Here is a 23010-nt window from a genome sequence, read left to right as displayed (position 1 = left end):
GGGCGTTCAGCAACGGAGCAGGTCGAGGCGACGCGGCTCTGCGTGCTCCCGCCATCTTGGCAGAGCCCGCTCGCCGGAACAGTCACCGACCTGGGCCCGGCCCGTCGATCGCCGTCGCGAGATCGCCTCCCAGGATGCCCGTCAGGAGAACGCGCGAGCGAGCGGCCGCGCGATCCCGCCCACCGTCACAGCGGGCCAGCGGGGGTCGACTGTCAGCACTTCCAAGCCCGCACCCGCACCCGCACCGGCGCCCGCGCCCGCGCCCGCGCCACCGACGATGACGGTGTCTTCGACCTTCGCGCCGGGAGCGCTCGGGTTCCAGGCGAAGGCCTGGTTCCGTCGCACCAGGTCTCGAGTCTGACCCGTGGCCCGCGGATCGCGTCCGACGTAGCCCGTGGGACCTCCCTGATGGTGACGGGTCCACTCGTCGGACGCGAACCCGGCGTCGGCGTAGCCACGGCATCCCGCGCGAAATACGTCGTCCAGGCGCGCGCCCGGCAGGGTCGCCCCGAAGAACGCCGCCTCGACCTCGAGGATGCGTTCGTCGTCGGCACCCGCCGCGCCCACCCAGCGCGTGGCGTTCGCGATCAGTCCGTGGCGTCGCCCGCAGACGACGAGCATCGAGCGCGCCCCGAGGGGAGCGTCGGTCGGCAGCGGATGCCGGTGCGGCCGGCGGCTCTGCCCGGCCACGAGCACGACGAGCGGGTCGATGCCGCGCGCCACGAGGCCACGCGCCGCGGCGGCGGCAGCATCGCACTCGCGGGTGGCCGGCGTCAGCTCCGCAGCGACATCCGTCAGCACCTCCGCGACCGCGCGCCCGAGAGCCCGATAGCGCCCGACCTCCTCGGGCACCAGCTCGGCGCGCGCGGCTCGCAGCTGCGACGCGAGCTCGCCCTCACCGACGACGCCGCGGGCCCGACCGGCCGTCTCGGACGCCGCGGCTTCCCGCGCCGCCGACGCGACCGAGTTCTGCCACGGCACGGCCACGACACGCGCAGCGTCGCCCGCGTCCAGCTCTTCGGCGATGAGGCGGTCGACCTCGTTCGCCGCGACGAAGAGGGTGTCGCCGGCATCCGACGCACGCACGGCGAGCACCGGCGGGCCGGCGAGCGACACGTGCGTCCGCACCCCGCCGAGGTACCACGACAGCGCCTCGTGCGACGTCAGCACGACATCGCCGGCACCGGCCGCCTGCCGGATGGCCGCGAGCCGGCGCCGCTTCACCTCGCGCTCCGGTTCGGTGGCTCCGGTCGCGGAGGCATTCGCGGACATCATCGTCTCCCGTCATAAAACGTTTCCTCGCATAGTATTGCCGCACGGGGACGGGCGGAGAGGCGCGATGGGCGGGACGAAGCAGACGACCATCACGGACGTCGCGGCACACGCGGGAGTCTCGCTCGCCACCGTGTCGCGCGTGATGAACGGCAATGCCACCGTCGACCCCGTTCTTGCCGAACGCGTGCGGGCGTCGGCCACGCAGCTCGGCTACTCCGCGAACCCGCTGGCCCGCAGCCTCGTGCTCGGACGCACCCAGACGATCTCGGTCGTCGTGCCCGATCTCGCGAACCCGACCTTCCAGGGGATGCTGCGCGCCCTCAGCCGCGTAGCCGTGGCCGACGGATACCACGTGCTCATCGCCGACTCCGACGAACAGGTCGAGGAGGAACGCATCCTCGCGCTCGAGTCGCGTCGACGCTCGGACGGCTTGATCCTCTGCGCCCCCCGCATGAGCGACGACCAGCTCGCCGAGGTCGTCGCCCAGGTCGCACCCGTCGTCCTCGTCAATCGCACCGGCGACGCACCGAGCGTCGGGGCGGACTACCGCACGCCGCTGCGAGCCATCATCGATCATCTCCACGGCCAGGGGCATCGCCGCTTCGCCTACCTCGCGGGAGCCGCTCGCAGCGCGTCGAGCAGCCAACGGCTCCGAGCCCTCGACGATGCGCGACGCGAGCTCGCCGGCTGCGAGATCGTCGAGATACCCGCGGGGGTCGACTTCGCCAGCGGCGCCGGTGCGCTCGACGATGTCCTCGCGTCAGGGGCCACCGCGGTGCTGGCGTTCAACGACCTCTCGGCTATGGGGCTCCTCAGCGCCGCGACCGAGCGCCGCATCCCGGTTCCCGGTCGCCTCTCGATCGCAGGGTTCGATGACATCCCGTTCGCCCGCTACACCTCTCCCGCGCTGACGACCGCCGCCGTCCCGATGGCCGAGCTCGGCGCCCGCGCGTGGTCCGCGCTGCACGACCTCATGCAGGGCCGGACGCCCGAGGGCGCCGCCACCGTGACCCCCGAGGTCATCCTGCGCGGTAGCACCGGCGCACCGCCCGCCAGCGCAGCGGCGCCGGACTCCTGACCGCGAGCGCGGGTCCGATCCGCTCGGTTCCGCACTCACGCCCGTTCTGTCGGGCTCAGCCGTTCCATCCGCTTCATTCCGGACAGGTCGCGTGCTAGCCTCAGAAAACGTTTCCTGAGAGCGCTTTCCCGCCGCGACTCTCAGACCGGCACGAAGGAGAGCCATGACCCGCACGCGTTACGCCCTGGTCGGCGCGGGAGCCCGCGCGCAGCTGTACGTCGATGCCATCACCGGGGCACACGCCGACCGCGCCGAGCTCGCGGCGATCTGCGAACCGAACCCGGTGCGCGCCGAGCTGTACCGCGATCAGGTCGTCGCACGAGGCTTCGCCGCGCCGACGCTGTGGGCGCCCGACGATCTGGAGCAGATGGTGCGCGACGCGGCGGTCGATCGTGTCATCATCACGGCACGCGACGACCTGCACGCCTCGCTCATCGTCCGCTCGCTCGACGCCGGCGCGGATGTCGTCGTCGAGAAGCCCCTGACGATCGACGCCCCCAGCGCAGCGGCCATCGAGGCGGCCGTGGAGCGCACCGGCCGGTCCGTCGTGCTGACCTTCAACTACCGCTATTCGCCGCGCAACAGCGCGCTGCGCCAGGTCATCCAGGACGGCCGCATCGGACGGGTCACCTCCGTCGACTTCTCCTGGATGCTCGACACGAAGCACGGAGCCGACTACTTCCGCCGCTGGCACCGTGAGAAGGAGCACTCGGGCGGCCTCCTCGTCCACAAGGCGAGCCATCACTTCGACCTGGTCAACTGGTGGATCCGCGACGAGCCGCGCCGCGTCTTCGCGTCGGGCGGCCTGCGCTTCTACGGCGCGGAGAACGCCCGTGCGCGCGATCTCGGCGAACGCCCGCAGCGGGGCACGCACGACGGCCCGCACGATCCGTTCGAGCTCGATCTGCGCGACGACGAACGACTGCGTGCGCTCTACCTCGACGCGGAGGGCCACGACGGATACTTCCGAGACCGCGACGTCTTCGGCGAGGGCATCACGATCGAGGACAACCTCGCACTCGTCGTCGACTACGCCGGCGGGTCGACGATGTCGTACTCGCTGAACGCGCACGCGCCGTGGGAGGGATACCGCGTCGCGATCAACGGCACCGAGGGGCGTGCCGAGCTCGAGGTCGTCGAGCGCGGCGCCGTGCTCGAGGACGAGGGACTGCACCCCGTGCTCGATCCGTCCGCCGTGGGCGAGGCCGACTCGGGCTCGACCCGCCCGCAGGGCGAGCGCCTGCTCGTGCAACGCCACTGGGAGGACGCCGTCGAGGTCGCCATTCCGGGCGCCGAGGGAGGTCACGGCGGCGGAGACGCCCTGCTGCTCGCCGACGTGTTCGTCGGTCCCGGCGATGACCCGCTCGCCCGCCCGGCGGGGTGGATGGACGGTGTGCGGTCGATCGCGGTCGGCATCGCCGGCAATCTCTCCCTCGCCTCGGGCCTGCCCGTGCGCACGTCAGAACTCGGGATCCGCCTGCTCGGGGACCGCCGGCGATGAGCGCCGACGACCGGTCATGAGCAGCATCGTCGTCACCGGCGGCGCCGGCCGCCTGGGGCGGAGCCTCGTCGAGGGCCTCGTCGACGCGGGCCACCGAGTCATCTCGTACGACCGCGCCGTCTCGAACGCCCCCGAGCTGCGCGGGGCCGACCAGGTCGCCATCGATCTGCTCGATGCTCAGGCGACCACGGCGGCCCTCCGCGCCCAGCGGGCGAGCACCGTCATCCATCTGGCGGCCATCGCCGTGCCCTTCAGCGCTCCCGAAGACGTGATCATGCGAACGAACGCGGCGCTGGCCGTCTCCGTCCTCGGCGGCGCGGTCGCCGCGGGCGTGCCGCAGATCGTGGCGGCATCCAGCCCCACCGTGCTCGGGTACGGCGCACCGCGGGGGTGGGTCCCCGACCGTTTCCCGCTCGATGAGGACACCCCTCCCGCCCCCTGGAACAGCTACGCGCTGTCGAAGCTCCTCATCGAGCAGACGATGCGGATGCTGCACCGCCAGACCGGCGACGACGTCCGCTTCGCCGCCTTCCGACCGTGTTACGTCATCGCGCCCGAAGAGTGGCGCGGGGCACCGACGCAGCAGGGACACACGGTGCGCGACAGGCTCGACGACCCGAGCCTGTCGGCCCCCGCTCTGTTCAACTACGTCGACGCGCGCGACGTCGCGTCTTTCGCCGACGCGCTCCTGGCGGCCCTCCCCGCCATCCCCAACGCCGAGACGTTCTTCGTGGGCGCGGACGACGCCCTCGCGCGCAAGCCGCTCGCCGAGCTCATCCCCCGTTTCCACCCGGGAACCGAACGGGCGGCCGCCGTCCTCACCGGCACCACCCCGGCGTTCTCGAACGCGAAGGCGCGGCGACTGCTCGACTGGGCGCCGCGGCACTCGTGGCGCACCGCGCTCGTCGATGCCCCCTCCTCTCCCGACACTCGCGATCACGACACCCGAAAGGACGTGCCGGCATGAGATTCGACGGCATCCTCTTCTTCCCCGTCACCCCGTTCGGCGCCGCGGGCGCCGTCGATCACGATCTGCTGACGGCGCACGTGCGCGCCGGTGTCGAGCACAGGGCCGGAGGCGTGTTCCCCGCGTGCGGCACAGGCGAGTTCCATGCCCTCTCGGCCGCCGAGGCGACGGCCGTCGTACGCACCGCCGTCGCAGCGGTCGCGGGGGCCGTCCCCGTCGTCGCCGGTACGGGCGGGCCGCTCGGCCACGCCCTCGAGACGGCGCGAGGCGCCTCGGATGCCGGAGCCGATGCGCTTCTCGTGCTTCCGCCCTACCTCGTGGGCGGACCCCAGGCGGGACTGGTCGCGTACGTCGAGGCCGTCGCCGCCGCATCCGATCTGCCCGTCATCGTCTACCACCGCGCGAACGCCCAGTTCACGCCCGATTCGATGCGCCGTCTCGCCGAGAACCCCCGGGTGATCGGCTTCAAGGACGGCGCCGGCGACATCGGCGCGACACAGCTCATCGTGCGGGCGGTCGCTGCGGCCGGACGCGACGACTTCGCCTTCTTCAACGGGCTGCTCACCGCCGAGCTCACGCAGGCCGCATACCGCGGCATCGGCGTGCCCCTGTACTCCTCTGCCGCGTTCGCGATGATCCCCGAGGTCGCCGACGCCTACTACCGCGCCTACATCGACGGCGACGAAGACCGTCGTCTGCGCCTGCTCGACGGGTTCTACGCACCCCTCGTCGCGCTCCGCGACGAGACTCCCGGGTTCGGCGTCTCCCTCGTCAAGGCGGGTCTGCGGCTGAGCGGGCAGGCGGTCGGCAGCGTTCGCGCGCCGCTCGTCGATCCCACGCCCGAGCAGGAACGGCGGCTCGCCGAGATCCTCGACGCGGGGCGTGCCCTGCTGTGACCACGATCGCCTCGGTCGACGCGAGCCTGATCCGGATCCCCCTCTCCCGCCCGTGGGGCGCCGCGGTCACCTCCGTCGGAGTCATCGCGACGCATCTGCGCCGGAGCGACGGCGCCGAGGGCTGGGGATTCTCGTGGACACCGCAGATCGGCGCCGAGGCGGTGCTCGCCCTGCTCCGCCACGACATCGCGCCGGCGGCGATCGGCCGTCCCGCCGAGCCCGGCGTCGCATGGCAGGGCCTGTGGGAGCACGTGCACGAGGCGGGCGGTGGCGGCGTGACCACGATCGCCCTCGCGGGCCTCGATCTCGCACTGTGGGATGCCGCCGCCCGCGCCGCCGGCGTCGGTGTCTCCGAGTTCATCGGGCGGCGACGCGAGAGCACGCGGGTCTACGGCAGCGGCGTGAACCTGCACTATCCCCTCGACGAGCTCGTCGCCCAGGTCCAGCGGTGGGTGCGGCGCGGGTTCTCCGCCGTGAAGGTGAAGGTCGGCAAGCCCGACGTCGCCGAAGACCTCGACCGGCTGCGCGCCGTGCGCGCCGTACTCGGACCGGGCCGCGGCCTCATGATCGATGCGAACCAACGCTGGGATCTCGACCGTGCGACGGCCTCGCTCGAGGTGCTCGGCGAGGTCGGGCCCGCCTGGATCGAGGAGCCGCTTCGGGCCGACGACATCGACGGCCACGCCGAGCTCGCGCGCCGCCTCGCGGGAGGCGCCGGCACGCCCATCGCCGTCGGCGAGAACCTCCACACCGGCTACCGCTTCGCCGAGGTGCTCCGGCGCGGAGCCGCACAGATCGTGCAGCCCAACATCGTCCGTGTCGGCGGGATCACGCCGCTGCGGCGCATCGCCGCGATCGCCGAGGATGCCGGTGCCGAGCTGCATCCGCACCTCCTGCCCGAGCTGTCGGGTCAACTCGCGCTGACCCTGCCGGGCCGGGTGGCCGACCCCTGGGTCGAAGACGTCGAGGATGCCGGCTTCGCCGAGCTCGGGGCGCTCCGCGACCCGTGCCCCGTCGAGATCGTCGAGGGCCGACTCCGCGAGGTCGCGCACGTCGGCCTGGGCATCCGCTTCGCCGCCGCCGCATCCAGCTGACCCTCGCACGGGGAAAACGCTTCCCCTAGGCTGGTGCGATGACCTCGAGCTTCACCGCCGCGTTCGACTGGGCCCGCCGACACGTCGGCGACGAGCGACTCCCGTCGGCGGTGGTGGGGATCGCCGACGCGCGCGGCATCCTGGCCCTCGACGCGATCGGCGCCGCCGTCGACGACCGGTATGCGCTCTTCTCGATCACCAAGCCGCTGCTCGGGATCTCCGCCGCCCGTGCCATTCAGCGCGGCGAGCTCACCCTGCAGACACCGCTGACGCGGGCAGTGCCCGACTTCGGCGCCGGCCGCGACGACGTCGTCCGTCTGAGCCACCTGGTGAGCCACACGAGCGGGATCTCCGAACCGCCCCTCGACACGGCAATACCGCTGCGCACCGAGCTGCTCACCCGTGGACGCGACTTCGCCGCCGGCACCGTCTCGCGCTACTCGACGATCGCGTTCTCGGGGGCCGCGGCACTGGTCGAACAGGCCGCGGGTCGTCCGTGGGACGAGGATGTCGCCGCGTGGGCCGACGGGGTCGGGGCGACGGGACTCTCCGTCGACCTCGACGGCACCGCCCCGGTCGTCGATGCGGCCGCTGCGGGCGCCGACATGTCGGCCTTCGGCGCGCAGCGCAACCCGGGGGCCGGGCTCGCGGGCCGCGCGAGCGACCTGCTGAGCATCGGCACGGAACTGCTGCGGATCCACGCGGGCGCCCGCGACGGCATCCTCGCGCCCGCGACCCTCGCCATGATGCTTCGCCCCCTCACCGGCGACATCCCCCGCCTCGACCCCTACCCGCCCGAGCGCGGTCAGGATTGGGGGCTGGCCTGGAACCTCCGCTCGCGGGCGCCCGGCCTCATCGACCGCGACGTCTACGGCCACGGCGGCTGGGCCGGCACGGAGTTCTGGATCCACCCGAGCGCCGGCATCGCCTGGGTGCTGCTGACCAATCGGGCCGTGCGCCCGGGCGTTGACGCCGACGAACTCGACAACGCGATCATCGGAGCCCTGTGAGCGAGCAGCCGACCGTCCGTCACACCGCCTGGCCGCGTCCCGAGCAGCCCGCCGCCCTCCCCGCCGCGGACGAGCGCGCCCGCGGCATCTCGGTCACCGACCGCGCCCTCTACCGGCACGGCGAGGGCTGGGTGCCCGTCTCGGGCGAGGTGCACTACAGCCGCCTGCCGCGCGAGCGCTGGGCCGAACGGATGCGGCAGCTGCGCGCCGCCGGCGTCTCGGTCGCGGCGACCTACTCGTTCTGGAACCACCACGTCGCCGAGCGGGGGCGCCCCCGGTTCGACGGGCACCTCGACCTCGGTGGTTTCGTCGACGAGGCCGCCGCGGCGGGGCTCGACGTCGTGCTCCGCATCGGGCCGTGGGCCCACGGCGAGTCGCGCAACGGCGGCTTCCCCGACTGGGTGCAGGAGCTGCCGGTGGTGCACCGCAGCGACGATCCCGCCTACCTCGACCTGGTGCGGGAGTGGTTCGGCCAGCTCGCGGCTGCACTCGAGGGCCGGGCACGACCGGGCGGGGCGGTCATCGGCATCCAGCTGGAGAACGAGCTCTACGACCGCCCCGAGCACCTGGTGACACTCAAGCGGCTCGCCCGCGACGCGGGGATGTCGGCGCCGCTGTGGACGGCGACCGCGTGGGGCGGGGCGCAGCTGCCCGACGGCGAGGTGCTGCCGGTGTTCGGAGGCTACGCCGACGGGTTCTGGGTCGACCCGGGCGCATCCTGGGATCCGACCTTCCGCGCTCACTACTTCCCCTCGCACGACTGGGACGACCCCGGCGTCGGGGCCGACGTTCGCGCGAGCCAGGGCTTCGCCGCGGCAAGCGCGACCGCGGATCTGCACGGCTTCCCGCCCGCGACGTGCGAGCTGGGCGGGGGTATGGCCACCGCCTACCATCGGCGCCCGGTCCTGCACGGACGGGATGTCGCCGCCCTCGCGCACGTGAAGATCGGCAACGGATCCGCCTGGCAGGGCTATTACATGTTCGTCGGCGGCCGGAACCCCGGACCAGGCCTGCAGGAGAGCATCGACACGGGGTACCCCAACGACCTCCCCGAGTTCGGCTACGACTTCCACGCGCCGATCGGCCAGTCGGGCGACCTCGCCGGATCGGCGCCGCTGCTGCGGGCACAGCACGCGTTCCTCACGGCTTTCGGCGACCGGTTGGCCGGCATGGCGTCATCGCTTCCCGACGAGCGGGCGGAATCGCTCGACGACCGGAGCACGCTCCGGTGGGCGCTTCGATCCAACGGCGACGAGGGAGTCGTCGTCGTCTCGCACCATCAGCCGTTCGAGCAGGTCGCGGATGTCGCGGACGTGCAGCTGCGGATCGTGCAGGGCGACAGCGAGACCATCGTCCCGTCTCGACCCGTCACCGTTCCCGCCGGGACGCTCGCGCGGTGGCCCGTCGGGCTCGTCATCGGGAACACCCGCATCGACTGGGCCACCGCTTCGCTCATCACCGTGCTCGACACCGGCCCGCGCCCTACTCTCGTGCTGCTCGAGGACGCGGGCATCCCCATCGAGATCGCCATCGGCGGCGCGGGCGGTCGCGTCATCGAGCCCGGCCACCAGCCGCTCGAGTTCGACGGACTCGACGTCGTGGTCCTGCCTGCCGCCGAGGCGAACAGGCTGTGGGTCCGTCCGGGCGCTCACCCCGAGCTGTGGCTCACCGACGGCGAGCTGACCTGGGATGCCGAGGGCGCGCTACTGCGCGGAACCGGGGGCGCAGGGCGCTACGATCCGGAGGCCCGCGACTGGTCGAGCCTGTCCGCCGCAGCGGGCGAGGGCGAGGGCGAGGGCGACAGCGAGGGCGGCCCGGACGGCAGTTCGCGCGCGGTGACCGTCGAGCAGGAACGCCCCGCGGCGTCTCCCGCGGACGACTACGGCTTCGGTGGACCGCGCCACCGCGCGCCGTCGGACGCGATCATTCGCGACCGCGCCGCCCGGTACCGATTGCACCTTCCCGCGGGGTCGCTCGACGCGCGGGCGGACGGCGTGCTCGATCTGGATTGGACGGGCGACGTCGGCCGCGTGGTCGTCGACGGCCGAATCGTCGACGACCGCTTCTGGGACGGCACGCGCTGGTCGCTGTCGCTGCGCGACGTCGGCGCCACCGATACCAGCGAGATCATCGTCGAGGTGCTCGCGCTCTCGCCGACATCGACGATCGCGCTGGCGGCCGGCGCGGAAGCACGGCGGACCGACGCTGCGACGACGACCCTCCGCGCCTCGTTGCGGCTGCGCGGCGGCTGGCAGCGCGTCGCCTGAGGCGGGCCCGCCGCCACCACGGTCCGTAATCGTGGTGGCGGCGAGGAAAGCCCGGCGAAGCGGAATGCGCTTTCCGCGTCACCGTAGCGCGGATGCCATGCACCGCACAAACAGCCATTGCTTCTCACGGACCAGCGTGTTTAGATCGTTTCACGCGGACAGGAATGCGCTTTCCAATGGTGGAGCGCGCTCCTCCCGCACCGTGGTCGAGTCCGTACGCCCCCGGATGCCGTTCATCCTCCCGCCCGGCGGAGAGGCTGCGCGGCGCGCCCTTCTCGCCGATGCTGTCCAGGAGGAAACGTGGCTCCGAGCCGTCCCCCCGTCCCCGCCCATCACCGACCGATCCGCGCCGGCGCCGCCGTCTCTGCGGCAGCGCTCGTCGCCACGCTCCTCGGCGCGGCCCCCGCCGTCGCCGACGACGCCGTCCTTCGCCCCCTCGAGCCCGGCGACAGCGTCGCGTTCGACTTCGGGCCCGGGGCCATCGCGCCGGGCGCCATCGGCGTCACGGCCGAGACCGCCTTCGACACCGCCACGGGCTACGGCTTCTCGACTGTGCCCACCGCCGACCCGGCGAACATCGATCGCGGCGGTGACGACCCTGTGCGCTCCGACTTCGTCGCCGCGCAGGGCGGCACGTTCGAGATCGACCTCGGGGCCGGCGACTACTCGGTCGCCCTCGTCGCAGGCGACGCCTCGGCTGCGACCGACATCTCGCTCACGGTCGAGGGCATCGCGAAGGTGCAGCCCACCACGAAGCCGGCCGGCGAGTACCTGGAGATGTCGTTCCCGATCGCGCTCGTCGACGGCCGGCTCACCTTGCAGGTCGGCGGCGCGGCAGCATCCCTCGCGGGCCTCACCGTCACCCGGCTGGCCGAACGGCCCGCCGGCGCGATCCCGACGACCTATCTCACGGGCGACTCGACCGTGCAGACCTACGACGCCACCGCCTATGCGCCGCAGGCCGGGTGGGGGCAGATGCTCGACCGCTTCCTCGCCGACGACGTCGCCGTGACCAACCGCGCCATCGGCGGGCGCTCGTCGAAGAACTTCATCACACAGGGACGCCTCGACGAAGTCCTCCTCGGCATCCGTCCGGGCGACTACCTGTTCGTGCAGTTCGGCCACAACGACGCCACCCAGGGCGTCGACGACCGGTACGCGTCACCGGCCGACTACAAGGAGTACCTGCGCGTCTACGTCGAGGGCGCGCGCCAGCGCGGCGCCACCCCGGTGCTCGTCACCCCCGTCTCGCGGCGCGACGTAGACCCGGCCACGGGCCGGTTCCGCGTCAGCTTCCCCGAGTACGTCGCGAAGATGACCGAGCTCGCCGCCGAGGAGGATGTGGCGCTCGTCGACCTCTCGGCCTCCAGCCGCGCTTACCTCGACGGCATCGGCGCCGAGGCCGCCAAGGCGGTCTTCCTGCACGTCGACCCGGGCGTCTTCCCCAACCGCCCGGCCGGCACGGTCGACGACACCCACTTCCAGGAGTACGGCGCGATCCAGATGGCGCGCCTCGTCGCCCAGGGCATCGCCGGGCTCGACGACCCGCTCGCCCAGAAGATCACTGACACCGAGCAGCCCGACGATGTGCCCGCCGCGCCGCAGAATCTGGTCGCCGGAGCGATCAGCAACGCCGGTGCGACGCTGCGGTGGGATGCCGTACCCACGGCCGACATCTACCGGGTCTTCCGCCAGCAGGCCGGCGACGCCACCGACGCCTGGGCGCTCGTCGGAACCGTGACGCAGCCGACGACGCTCGCGCAGGGCCTGGCCGAGGGCACCACCGTCCGCTACCGCATCGTCGCCGTCAACGGCCGCGGCGAGTCCGAGCCCTCGGCAGCGGTGGAGTTCACGACGAAGCAGGCGATGTACCGCTTCGACTTCCAGCTGCCGGGCAACCCGCTGGCCGCCGGATACACCGAGGTCACCCCGGCGCTCGGTTACACGGCCGAGCGCGGCTACGGATTCACGAACACGCTCCCCGCCAACGCCGGACGCGACCGCGGCGCCGCCGAAGGATCGAACGATCTCGTGCGCGACTTCGTGCTCCCCGGCGACAGCTCGACGTTCGCCCTCGACGTGCCCAACGGCACCTACTCGGTCAAGACCTTCTCGGGCGACTGGATCGGGTCCACCCGCACCAGCTTCCGGGTCGAGGGCAAGGAAGCCGGTTCCGGCAACGCCGGCCGCGGGTCGGTCGCCGAGGTGCTGCGCGGACCGTTCCTCGTCACCGACGGACAGCTGAGCATCGAAGCCTACGGCGCCGCCGCCGGCACCCGCCTCAACGGCCTCGAGGTCACGCCCATCCTGCTCGGGCCGTCGGGCCTGGTCGTGACGGACGTCGACGCCGACCCCGCGGCCCCGGCCGTCTCGCTCGCGTGGGAGCCCGAGGCGGGGGTGCGGTGGAACGTCTACCGCAGCTCGGAGTTCGACCCGACCCCCGCGCTGATCGGCTCGAGCACGGAGCCCGGCTACGTCGACCGCACTGCCCGGGTCGGGCTCGACTACGCGTACCACGTGACCGCGGTCGACCAGACCGGCCTCGAGTCCGTCCCGTCCGCGACGGTCGAGACGAGCCTCATCGACGCCGCCGTCGCCGCGCCCGCGGCACCCGCGGGCCTCACCGCGGAGCGTATCGACAAGCGAGAGATCGAGCTGTCGTGGACGGTTGCCGCCGACACCGTGGCGACGCTGGTGTTCCGGTCCGAGACCGCCGGCGAGCGCGGGGAGCTGGTGGGCATCGCGGATGCTCCCCGCTTCGTGGACGGCGGCGTACTCACCACGGTGCCCTACTTCTACACCGTGGTCGCCGTCAACGCGGGCGGCGCGGGCACACCGTCCGAGCAGCTCGAGACCGCGGCGCCTACGGTGCTGCAGCGACAGGCGGAGTACCTCGACCGGGGGCTCGCCGCCGTACGCACCGACGCCGGCGTCCTCGTGTCGTGGCGACTGCTCGGGACCGACCCCGCCGATACGGGCTTCCACGTCTACCGCGACGGCGAACGGATCACCGAGGCGCCGATCACCGAGACGACGAACCTGCTCGATGCCGAGGGGACCGACTCGGCGACCTACCTCGTCACCCGGCTGAGCGCCGACGGCGAGCGCGAGACGACGGAGTCGGATGCCGTCTCGGTGCAGACCGCCGCGTACCGCTCGGTGCCGCTGCAGAAGCCGGCCGACGCGTACACGAAGGACGGCCAGCCGTACTCCTACTCCGCCAACGACACGACCGTGGGAGATGTCGACGGCGACGGCGAGTACGAGCTCATCGTCAAGTGGTATCCCTCCAACGCGAAGGACAACTCGCAGGCGGGCTACACCGGCAACGTCTATGTGGATGCCTACCGCATGGACGGCGAGCGCCTGTGGCGCATCGACCTGGGCGTCAACATCCGCGCCGGCGCCCACTACACCGATCTGATGGTCTACGACTTCGACGGCAACGGGCGCGCCGAGCTCATCACGCGCACGGCGGACGGGACGATCGACGGCGTCGGCCGCCCCATCGGCAACGCCGGTGCCGATCATCGCAACAGCTCGGGCTACGTCCTGCAGGGACCGGAGTACCTGAGCGTCTTCGACGGGCTCTCCGGCGCCGTCGTCGACACGATCGACTACATCCCTCAGCGCGGCGACGTGGGGTCGTGGGGCGACACCTACGGCAACCGGGTCGACCGGTTCCTCGCGTCGGTGGCCTACCTCGACGGCGAGCGTCCCAGTGCGGTCTTCAGCCGCGGGTACTACACCCGCGCGGTGATCGGCGCGTTCGACTTCGACGGTGAGAGCCTCAGCACGCGCTGGGTCTTCGACACCACCGACGAAGGGTCGGAATCGGTCTACGGCCAGGGGTACCACGCGATGTCGGTGGCCGATGTCGACGGCGACGCCAAGGACGAGATCGTCTTCGGCTCGGCGACCATCGACGACGACGGCGAGGTGCTGTACTCGACCGGGCTCGGCCACGGCGACGCGCTCCACGTGTCGGACCTCGACCCCGCGCGCCCCGGCCTGGAGGTCTTCGCCGCGCACGAGACGATGTCCGCCTCGGGCAACCGCGGCGCGACGTTCCGCGACGCGGCAACCGGCGAGATCCTGTGGGACATCCCCGCGACGGTCGACACCGGACGAGCGGCCGCGGGAGACATCGACCCGCGGCATCCGGGAGCAGAAGGATGGGCCGTCGGCGGCGACGCCGCGTGGAACTCCCGCGAAGGCCACCTGATGTCGGCTGCGGGCGAGCGCATCGGCGACAGCATCCCGGCGGCGAACTTCCTCGCCTGGTTCGACGGCGACCCGCTGCGCGAGATCGTCGATCACTCCTGGGACGCCGCGACGTCGCAGGGAACGCCCACCGTCTCGAAGTGGAACTGGGAGGAGGGCGCCGAAGAGCTGCTGCTCTCCGACGACGGCGCCCGCTCGAACAACGGCACGAAGGGCACGCCCAACCTGCAGGCCGACCTGTTCGGCGACTGGCGCGAGGAGATCGTCTGGCGCTCGGCCGACTCCTCGGAGCTGCGCATCTACGCCACCACCGACGAGACGGAGCTGCGCATCCCGACCCTCATGCACGACATGCAGTACCGTGTCGCGGTCGCGTGGCAGAACACCGGGTACAACCAGCCTCCGCACCCGAGCTTCTTCATCGGGGACGGCATGGCACCCGCTCCGATGCCGTCGATCGCGGTGACGGGAGATCCCTCGGGAGCGACCGACAAGACGGCTCCGGTCATCTCGGGGCTGCCCGCAGACGGCGCGCTGCTCCCCGACAGCGCCGAGCTCCAGCTTGCGATCGCCGCCGACGACCCCGAGTCGGGCGTGCGCACCCTGGACGTCGCCTGGGACGGCGAGCCGATCGCTGCGGACGCGCTGCTCGAGCTCGCGGGCCTCACCGGTGAGCACGTGCTCACCGTGCGCGCCGTCAACCACGACGGCCTCGTCGCCACCGCACAGACGCGCGTGCTGGTGTTCGAGGACGACGGGGCCACGAGCGCCCCCGCCCGCGGCTCGCTGCACAACACGAGCGGGTGGGACGACGGGCTGCACGACGGCACGTTCACCGTCACCATGAACCTGTGGTGGGGCACGAACGGGTCGGTGTTCCGGCTGTACGAGAACGGCGAGCTGATCGCGACACGGCTGTTGTCGCCCGGCACGCCGATGGCTCAGGTGGCATCGGTGGAGGTCGCCGGACGCTCCAACGGCACCTACGTGTACACCGGCGAGCTGGTGAACGCCGCGGGCACGACGCAGACCTCGTCCACCACGGCGGTGGTGACGGATGCGGCGCCCGCGCGCCCCGTCGTCTCGCACGACAACCACGACCGTGACGGCGCCTACACGCTGACGACCGATCTGTGGTGGGGCACCAACGCCTCGCGGTACACGCTGTTCGAGAACGGCGTCGAGATCGACCGACAGCAACTGGTGGTCGCCTCCCCCGGGGCGCAGCGGGCGCAGACCGCGGTGACCGGACGGAGCCCCGGCACCTACGAGTACGTGGCCGAGTTCACCAACGACGCGGGAGCGACCCGGTCGCGGCCGGTGACCGTCGTCGTGCGCTGACCGAGCCCGCGTCTGCGGCCGTCGTCCCGTTCGGGCGGCGGCCGCAGACGCGATCGGTCTCAGACGGCCGACCAGCCGCCGTCGCTGGGCATGCCGCCCTGTTAACGTCAACATGGGCGGTTCCCCTCGCCTCGACCCCGGAACGAATCGAGAGACATCGTGACGACCTTCGCCATCGGCGACACCGACTTCCTGCTCGACGGCCGTCCGCACCGCGTGATCGCCGGGGCGCTGCACTACTTCCGCATCCACCCCGATCACTGGGCCGACCGCATCCGCAAGGCGCGACTGATGGGGCTCAACACGATCGAGACCTACGTCGCCTGGAACGCCCACGAACCGGTGCGCGGCGAATGGGATGCCACGGGCTGGAACGACCTCGGCCGCTTCCTCGACCTCATCGCGGCGGAGGGCATGCACGCGATCGTGCGTCCCGGCCCGTACATCTGCGCCGAGTGGCACAACGGCGGCCTGCCGGTGTGGCTGACGAGCATGCCCGGTATCGGGCTGCGTCGATCCGAGCCGCAGTACGTCGAGGCCGTCAGCGGCTACCTCCGCCGCGTGTACGAGATCGTGGCGCCGCGCCAGATCGACCGCGGCGGCCACGTCGTGCTCGTGCAGATCGAGAACGAGTACGGCGCCTACGGCTCCAACCACGACTACCTCCGCACGCTCACCGAGCTCACCCGCGCGTGCGACATCACGGTGCCTCTGACGACCGTCGACCAGCCCGAGCCGCACATGCTCGCAGCCGGCACCCTCCCCGACCTCCACACGACCGGTTCGTTCGGGTCGCGCGCGACCGAACGCCTCGCGACGCTGCGCGCCCACCAGCCGACCGGACCGCTCATGTGCTCGGAGTTCTGGGACGGCTGGTTCGACTGGTGGGGCGGCGTGCACCACACCACGGATGCCGCGGCATCGGCATCCGAGCTCGACGCGCTGCTCGCCGCCGGGGCCTCGGTGAACATCTACATGCTCCACGGCGGCTCGAACTTCGGCACCACCAACGGCGCGAACGACAAGGGCCGCTACGCCCCCATCGTCACGTCCTACGACTACGACGCACCGCTGGACGAATCGGGACATCCGACCGAGAAGTACCACGCGTTCCGGGAGGTCATCGCCCGCTACGCCCCGGTGCCCGATGAGGTGCCGCCCGCGCGGCCGGTCGCCCCCGTGCTGTCGGCGGCGCTCCGGGTGACGGGCGACTGGCTGCCGGCGCCGACCGAGGCCGGTGCCGAGCCCGCGAGCGGGTCCACTCCCCCGACCTTCGAGGAGCTCGGACAGCTCGGACCCCTCGTGCGCTACGACATCCCCCTCCCCGCCGAGGCGTTCGCCGACGCCGACAGCGCCGTTCTCGCCTTCGCCGAGGTCCGCGACCTCGCCTGGGTCGCGGTCGACGGCGCTCCGATCGGCCGTCTGCAGCGCGCGCTGCACGAACGGTCGCTGCCGATCCCGCGCGGGTCGCAGCTCACGGTCCTCGTCGAGGACCAGGGCCGCGTCAACTACGACGTCCGGCTCGGCGAGTCCAAGGGGCTCGTCGGCCCCGTGACCCTCGCCGGTCACGAGCTGACCGGCTGGTCGGCGCAAGCCGTCGACCTCGCCACCGTCGCCGCCGGCATCCCGGGCGCCTCCGAGCAGCCGACCGCGGGCCGCACCGGCCTCGTGGGCACGTTCGACCTCGACGCACCCGCCGACCTCTTCCTCGACACGGATGCCTGGAGCAAGGGCTTCGCATTCGTGAATGGGTTCTTCCTCGGCCGGTACTGGCGCAATGGCCCGCAGCGCACGCTGTACGTGCCCGCTCCCGCGACCCGTGCCGGGGCGAACGAGGTCGTCGTCGTCGAGCTCGAGCACGTCGTCGATCCCGTCGCCGCGTTCGTCGCCGAGCCCGACCTCGGGCACCGCCACGAGTGAGCGTGAGGCAGCGGCGCCGCGATCGGGCAGGATGGATGTCATGAGCTGGATGGTCACCGGTGGTGCTGGATACATCGGCGCGCACGTCGTGCGCGCCCTCGCCGCGGCGGGCCTCGACCCCGTCGTCCTCGACGATCTGTCGAGCGGGCACGCCGGGTTCGTCCCCGAGGGCGTGCCGTTCGTCCGCGGCTCGATCCTCGACCGGCCGCTCGTCGAGGGCGCGCTGCGCGAGCACGGCGTCGAGGGCGTCATCCACGTCGCCGGTTACAAGTACGCCGGCGTCTCGGTGACGCGCCCGCTGCACACCTACGCCCAGAACGTCGAGGGCACGCGTGTCGTGCTCGAGGCGATGGCGACCGCCGGGGTCGACAAGATCGTCTTCTCCTCGAGCGCCGCCGTCTACGGCACCCCCGACGTGCCGCTCGTCACCGAGGACCTGCCCAAGCGCCCGGCATCCCCCTACGGCGAGTCGAAGCTCATCGGAGAGTGGCTGCTGCGCGACCAGGGCGTCGCGACGGCCGACTCGGCGGCACCGCTGCGCCACACCTCGCTGCGCTACTTCAACGTCGTCGGGTCGGGCGACCCGTCGGTGTACGACACGAGCCCGCACAACCTCTTCCCGATCGTCTTCGAGAAGCTGATCGCCGGCGAGACCCCGCAGATCAACGGCGACGACTACGCCACCGACGACGGCACGAACGTGCGCGACTACGTCCACGTCGCCGACATCGCGGCGGCCCACGTCGTCGCCGCCCAGCGCCTCGCCGCCGGCGAGAGCATCGAGCCGGCCTACAACCTCGGGTCGCAGAACGGTCTCTCGGTCCGCGAGATCATGGACGCGATGGCCCGGGTCACCGGCATCGACTTCACGCCGAAGATCGGCCCCCGCCGCCCCGGCGACCCCGACCGCATCGTGGCCACCGGTGAGCTCGCCGCCCGCGATCTCGAATGGGCCAACCGCTACTCGGTCGACGAGATGGTGCGCACCGGCTGGGAGGCCCGCCGCGCGGCATCCGTCTGACCGCGCGCGCTCGCGCTGCCTGGCGGCGCACCTGCGCACCTGCGCACGTGAGGCGCGGTTTGAACTGCGCCTGAACCGCTGAGGTGCGCTCGTCCGGCGCAATCCGGGCGTCCGTCGACCGGTCACGATTGTGCCACCGGCGGCCTGGACTGCCCCCGCGCGGCCTTTTTACGGTGGCATCGTGCGGTACTCGATCGATCCTGCCGGAGTGACGGATCTCATCTCCGAGGTGGCTGTCCTCGGGAGCGATCTGGAAGCGCACACCTCGGCGTCGCTGCAGGCGCTCACCGCGGTCGAGGGTGCTCTGCTGAGGGGCGCGGCCCGCGTGCGCGCCGCGCTCGACGAGGTCTTCGCGAGACGTCGGTTCTCGGCCGCCGCCGTCAGCACACGACTGTCCGAGATCGTCGCCGGCATCGAGAGCGCCACCCTCGCCTACGTCGCGGGTGATGAGGAGATGCTCTCGCGCACGGCGGCATCCCTGCCTGCCGTGATCCCGCAGCCGGTCGATGTATCGGAGTATCTCGGTGCGTTCTCGGGAAGACCGCGGTGACCGCGCTCGTCGACCGCGACGCCGTGCCCGGTCCGCCGGCGGACGGAGCCGCGGTCATCGCGGCGGCCGACGCGCTCGCGGCGGCTGCGCGGCTCCTGGGCGACCGCGTCGAGGACGTCGGGGCCACCTGGCACCGGGTCCCGATCGTGTACGACGCGCCCGAGACGCAGACCGCGGTCGCCGCGGTGCTCCCGGTCCTCCACGCCGGAGCGGACTTCAGCGACGCCACCCGTACCGCGTCCGCGGCGTTGCGGGAGTTCGGCGAGAGCCTCGTCCCCCTGGAGCGAACCCGCATCGCGTTGTTGGCCGACATCGATGCTCATCGCGCTCAGGTGCTGGCCTGGCGCGCGAGCGACGCCGCGGCGGCCGAGGACCCGGCCGACCCGCTCGCCGGATGGGGGCCCTACGGGTACAGCGCGAACGCGGATCTTCTGCTGCGGTGCCGCAGCCTGCAAGCGATGTTCGAGGATGCCGTCGACCGCTGCACCGCGAGCCTGCGCCGCATCCGCGACGGCCCGTTCCTGCCGACCGGCCTGGGACAGGCGGCGGCAGGTGGCGGTGTTCCGCGGGCGACGTGGAGTGCGCGAGCCGACGACTTCCGGAACGCGCTCGGCATGCGTGTGCTCGAGCGGCTGACGACAGCCGACACCGAGACGATCGGCGAGCTGCTGGCCGCCCATCCGGAATGGATCACGCTTCTGCGTGACACCCCTCCGGTGCCGGCACAGGTGAGCAGCTGGTGGACGGGACTGGATGCCGCGACCGCGGCGGCGCTCTCGTCCGCGGCACCGCTCGTCCTGGGGTCGCTCGGCGGCGTTCCGGCGCATGTTCGCGCGGCGGCCAATCGCATTAACGTCGGCTCGCGGCGGAGCGAGCTGCGCGCCCTGATCGACAACCGCGGATACGTCCTGATGCCGGGTACCTATGAGCGTGTGCGGGCTCCGATCCCCGACGGCTGGCTGGCGGAGCTCCGTTACCTCGATCGCGTTGCCGCGGGCGAGGTGCAACTCTACCTGTACGATCCCGACCGCGAGCAGGTCATCGAGATGTTCGGCGATCCCGACCGGGCGGATGTCATCATGTCGTTCATGCCCGGCACCAACACCACGGTGGAGTCGTTCTACACCTCGACCGGGCAGCGCGGGATCACGGCGCTCACCCGGTGGCAGGTCGAGAACGCCCGATCGGACACCGCGGTCGCGGGATTCGTGGTCAAGCAGGGGCCGTTCCCGCAGCTCACCTCCGACATCGTGGCGACGGGACCGCAGAACAACGACATGATGGAAGCCCTCGGTCGCTCCTACGCCGACTTCACGTTCGAGCTCGATGCGATCGCGCCTCGCGGGGCCTTGGTGAGCGTCGAGCACTCCGCGGGATCTGCCGCAGGCGGCGCAGCCGAGAACGCCGGGGCGCACTTCGACGCACGCGTCGCGCTGGCGGGCATCGGCATGACCGACGACTGGAAGCCGCAGGACGGAACCGAGTACTACGCCATGCAAGCACCCAACGACATCAACAAGAACGTCGACAACATGCAACTCGGCAACTGGGGCTACGGCATCCCGGCCACCACCGCGAACGGATTCACCGAAATCAACTCCGGCCTGCCCGACACCCCCGCCTGGGTACACGGGCTCCGCACCATCGACCCGACCCTCGGCACAGTGCTCGACCTCGCCGGGCAACTCGACAACCACAACCGCATCATCAGCGCCGACCCCCGCCTGAACGGGATTGTGCTGGAGGCGATGCGGGACCTGATGGCGGAGGTCCGCGAGAGATGAGACACGGGCGATGGTTCGCAGCATCGGCGGCCATGTTGGGAACGGGGATGATGATGAGCGCGTGCGCGGCACAACTACCCACATGGGATCAGGTCAGGGCTGAAACGAACGCAACGATGCAGGAGGTGGTGGATCTCCTGCCCCCCGAGGTGGTCGTCGACGACTTGACCAACTCCAGGCCGTACGGGTGTGAGCGCGGCGTGATGTACACCGGCCACCTCGACATCGACCCCGGCCCGGATTTCGACATCCCGGCGTTCATCGAATCCCTCGACGACACACTCCCCGAGGGCTTCGAACCCAGAACGAGCGGGGTCCGAGTCAGTTTCGCCCGCGCCCTATTCACCGCAGAACTCCACGGAAGCACCCTGCTGAACGTGACGGAGAACACAGCCGACGGGAGGAACACGATCGATGTCTTGGCGATCTCCCGTTGCGGCGAACCACCCCCCGGCGACTGAGCGACCCCCCGCCCGAAGCGACTCAATAGATCGCGGATGCACTCGTGAGTGAACACAACGACACCTCGGGGATACGCCGCCACGCGCTGGGCAGCGCGATACTCGCGTCCCTTCTCGTCACGACAGGATGCTCGGTGGACACGCTCCCCACCTTCGACACGGTTCGAGACGAGACCGAGGCCGCGATTGCACGCATCGCCGACGAGTTTCCGCCCGGCACACGGATGGTCCCACGCCCCGAGCAGAGCCCGCACGGGTGCGGCAGCGGCGGGGTGATGTATACCGGCCACTGGGATATCCACCCCGCCCCAGGGTTCGACGCGGCCCGCTTCATCGAAGATCTCCCCGACAAGCTCGGAGACGGCTTCGTCCTTCAAGACCTCGGCGTCGAAACCAGCTTTCCCCTGGCGAGCTTCGTCGCCGACCCCTACGGTGGTGCCGGCATTGACGTCTCGGCGGGCTCGATAGACGGCGCCGACGTCGTCGACGTCATCGCCCTGTCCCGATGCGCACAACCACCCGAGTGACCTCGCGTGCCGCTTCGCGCGCAGTTCTCGGCGTCGGGCGCGGTTCGAGCCGCGCTCGACGCGCGTAAGTGCGCCCGACGCGTCTGCGGGCGCCCGCGCTCCGACGCGGCTCAGGCTCGCGCGGAACTGTCCCGCACGACGAGCTCGGTCGGCACCGTCTGCAGCCGGGTCGTCGCCCCCGTCTCGATGACCTCGACGAGCGCCTCGACGGCCCGCGCGCCGAGGGCGTCGAAGTCCTGCCGGACGGTGCTCAACGGAGGGCGGTACTCGGCGGCATCCACGACGTCGTCGAAGCCCACCACCGCGACGTCGCCCGGAATGTCGCGGCCGGCATCCGAGAGCGCGCGCAACAGACCGAGCGCCATCTGGTCGTTGGCGGCGAAGACGGCGGTCGCTCCGTCGAGCGCCGGCCCGGCCTCGTGACCGGCCCGCGACGTCCAATCGCCGCGCACGACGCGCGGCACGTCGGCGCCGGCACGCTCGAGCTCGTCACGCCAGCCCCGCTCCCGCTCGCGCGCGGCGAACGAGCTCTCGGGTCCGGCGAGGTGATGCACCGTCGCGTGCCCCGCGTCCAGGAGATGCCGGGTCGCGACCGCTGCCCCCGCGGCATGGTCCGTCTGCACGATCGCGAAGCGCTCGTCGGGCGGCGAGTCGACCACGACGAGGCGGAGGTCGGCGGGCGGCACCGTGTCGCGAGCGAGGCGCGTCGCCTCGTTGAGCACGATCGCGCCGTCGACGCCCTGGTCGCGCAGCTGCGCGAAGGCCTCCTCGATGCCGCGCGTGCCGGCGACCGTCACGACGGCGAGGGCGTAGTCGCGCTTCCCCGCGGCGTCGGCGATCGCCTGCAGCATGCGCGAGTTGCCGACCGACGCGAGAGTCGACACGACGAGCCCGATCGTGCGGGTCTGACCCGTCCGCAGCGCCCGGGCGGCCCGGTGCACGCGGTAGCCGAGCGTCGACATGGATGCCTCGACGCGCGCGCGCGTGGCCGGATCGACGCGCGGGCTGCCGTTGGCGACGCGCGACACGGTCTGCGCCGAGACGCCCGCGTGAGCCGCCACCTGGGCCATCGACACCCGCATCCATGTCCTCTC

Annotated in this window: 16 protein-coding genes; 14 read left to right on the top strand and 2 right to left on the bottom strand. The window is 71.9% G+C overall.

Annotated features, from left to right (window positions below; translation table 11 throughout):
• Positions 1 to 141 precede the first annotated feature (141 nt).
• On the bottom strand, positions 142 to 1272 hold the full coding sequence (locus tag ACPYN5_RS00970) for a M24 family metallopeptidase (RefSeq protein WP_424447121.1): 1131 nt from the start codon (positions 1270 to 1272) through the stop codon (positions 142 to 144).
• Between the two features lie 67 nt (positions 1273 to 1339).
• On the opposite strand from ACPYN5_RS00970, the gene ACPYN5_RS00965 reads away from it, so the two are divergent.
• The 14 genes from ACPYN5_RS00965 to ACPYN5_RS00900 all read left to right on the top strand — a co-directional run bounded on the left by ACPYN5_RS00965 (position 1340) and on the right by ACPYN5_RS00900 (position 21916).
• Positions 1340 to 2353 carry a LacI family DNA-binding transcriptional regulator gene (locus ACPYN5_RS00965; RefSeq protein WP_424447120.1) on the top strand — a complete coding sequence of 338 codons (1014 nt, stop codon included), beginning with the start codon at positions 1340 to 1342 and terminating at the stop codon, positions 2351 to 2353.
• A gap of 163 nt (positions 2354 to 2516) precedes the next feature.
• Positions 2517 to 3854 carry a Gfo/Idh/MocA family protein gene (locus ACPYN5_RS00960; RefSeq protein WP_424447119.1) on the top strand — a complete coding sequence of 446 codons (1338 nt, stop codon included), beginning with the start codon at positions 2517 to 2519 and terminating at the stop codon, positions 3852 to 3854.
• Between the two features lie 16 nt (positions 3855 to 3870).
• Positions 3871 to 4821, top strand: a complete 951-nt coding sequence (locus tag ACPYN5_RS00955; RefSeq protein ID WP_424447118.1) for an NAD-dependent epimerase/dehydratase family protein — start codon at positions 3871 to 3873, stop codon at positions 4819 to 4821.
• Positions 4818 to 5717 carry a 5-dehydro-4-deoxyglucarate dehydratase gene (locus ACPYN5_RS00950; protein WP_424447117.1) on the top strand — a complete coding sequence of 300 codons (900 nt, stop codon included), beginning with the start codon at positions 4818 to 4820 and terminating at the stop codon, positions 5715 to 5717. The genes ACPYN5_RS00955 and ACPYN5_RS00950 overlap by 4 nt, the downstream gene beginning before the upstream one ends.
• Entirely contained in the window at positions 5714 to 6811 is a 1098-nt protein-coding gene (locus ACPYN5_RS00945) for a mandelate racemase/muconate lactonizing enzyme family protein (RefSeq protein WP_424447116.1), read from the top strand. Before ACPYN5_RS00950 ends, ACPYN5_RS00945 begins: the two co-directional genes overlap by 4 nt.
• 38 nt (positions 6812 to 6849) lie before the next feature.
• Positions 6850 to 7821, top strand: a complete 972-nt coding sequence (locus ACPYN5_RS00940; protein WP_424447115.1) for a serine hydrolase domain-containing protein — start codon at positions 6850 to 6852, stop codon at positions 7819 to 7821.
• Positions 7818 to 10088, top strand: coding sequence for a beta-galactosidase (locus ACPYN5_RS00935; RefSeq protein WP_424447114.1), 2271 nt, complete (start codon positions 7818 to 7820; stop codon positions 10086 to 10088). The genes ACPYN5_RS00940 and ACPYN5_RS00935 overlap by 4 nt, the downstream gene beginning before the upstream one ends.
• Before the next feature lie 300 nt (positions 10089 to 10388).
• Positions 10389 to 15653: a rhamnogalacturonan lyase family protein gene (locus ACPYN5_RS00930; RefSeq protein WP_424447113.1), complete on the top strand. Its 5265-nt coding sequence runs from the start codon at positions 10389 to 10391 to the stop codon at positions 15651 to 15653.
• Positions 15654 to 15812: 159 nt separating this feature from the next.
• Positions 15813 to 17573: a glycoside hydrolase family 35 protein gene (locus ACPYN5_RS00925; protein ID WP_424447112.1), complete on the top strand. Its 1761-nt coding sequence runs from the start codon at positions 15813 to 15815 to the stop codon at positions 17571 to 17573.
• A gap of 40 nt (positions 17574 to 17613) precedes the next feature.
• Complete coding sequence (gene galE, locus ACPYN5_RS00920; RefSeq protein WP_424447111.1) at positions 17614 to 18594, top strand: UDP-glucose 4-epimerase GalE; 981 nt, start codon at positions 17614 to 17616, stop codon at positions 18592 to 18594.
• A gap of 130 nt (positions 18595 to 18724) precedes the next feature.
• Positions 18725 to 19144 carry a DUF6507 family protein gene (locus tag ACPYN5_RS00915; protein ID WP_424447110.1) on the top strand — a complete coding sequence of 140 codons (420 nt, stop codon included), beginning with the start codon at positions 18725 to 18727 and terminating at the stop codon, positions 19142 to 19144.
• Positions 19141 to 20928, top strand: a complete 1788-nt coding sequence (locus ACPYN5_RS00910) for an alpha/beta hydrolase (RefSeq protein WP_424447109.1) — start codon at positions 19141 to 19143, stop codon at positions 20926 to 20928. Before ACPYN5_RS00915 ends, ACPYN5_RS00910 begins: the two co-directional genes overlap by 4 nt.
• Positions 20929 to 21053: 125 nt before the next feature.
• Positions 21054 to 21389, top strand: a complete 336-nt coding sequence (locus ACPYN5_RS00905; RefSeq protein WP_424447108.1) for a hypothetical protein — start codon at positions 21054 to 21056, stop codon at positions 21387 to 21389.
• Between the two features lie 134 nt (positions 21390 to 21523).
• A complete protein-coding gene (locus ACPYN5_RS00900; RefSeq protein WP_424447107.1) occupies positions 21524 to 21916 on the top strand; it encodes a hypothetical protein in 393 nt (130 codons plus the stop codon).
• 110 nt (positions 21917 to 22026) lie between these two features.
• Here the strand turns inward: ACPYN5_RS00900 and ACPYN5_RS00895 are convergent, their stop codons facing one another.
• Complete coding sequence (locus tag ACPYN5_RS00895) at positions 22027 to 22998, bottom strand: LacI family DNA-binding transcriptional regulator (RefSeq protein ID WP_424447106.1); 972 nt, start codon at positions 22996 to 22998, stop codon at positions 22027 to 22029.
• Between the last annotated feature and the right edge of the window lie 12 nt (positions 22999 to 23010).

Origin of the sequence: Microbacterium arborescens (assembly GCF_049707515.1) — a bacterium.
Lineage (GTDB): Bacteria > Actinomycetota > Actinomycetes > Actinomycetales > Microbacteriaceae > Microbacterium > Microbacterium arborescens_B.
This window is presented reverse-complemented; position numbering and strand designations above follow the sequence as displayed.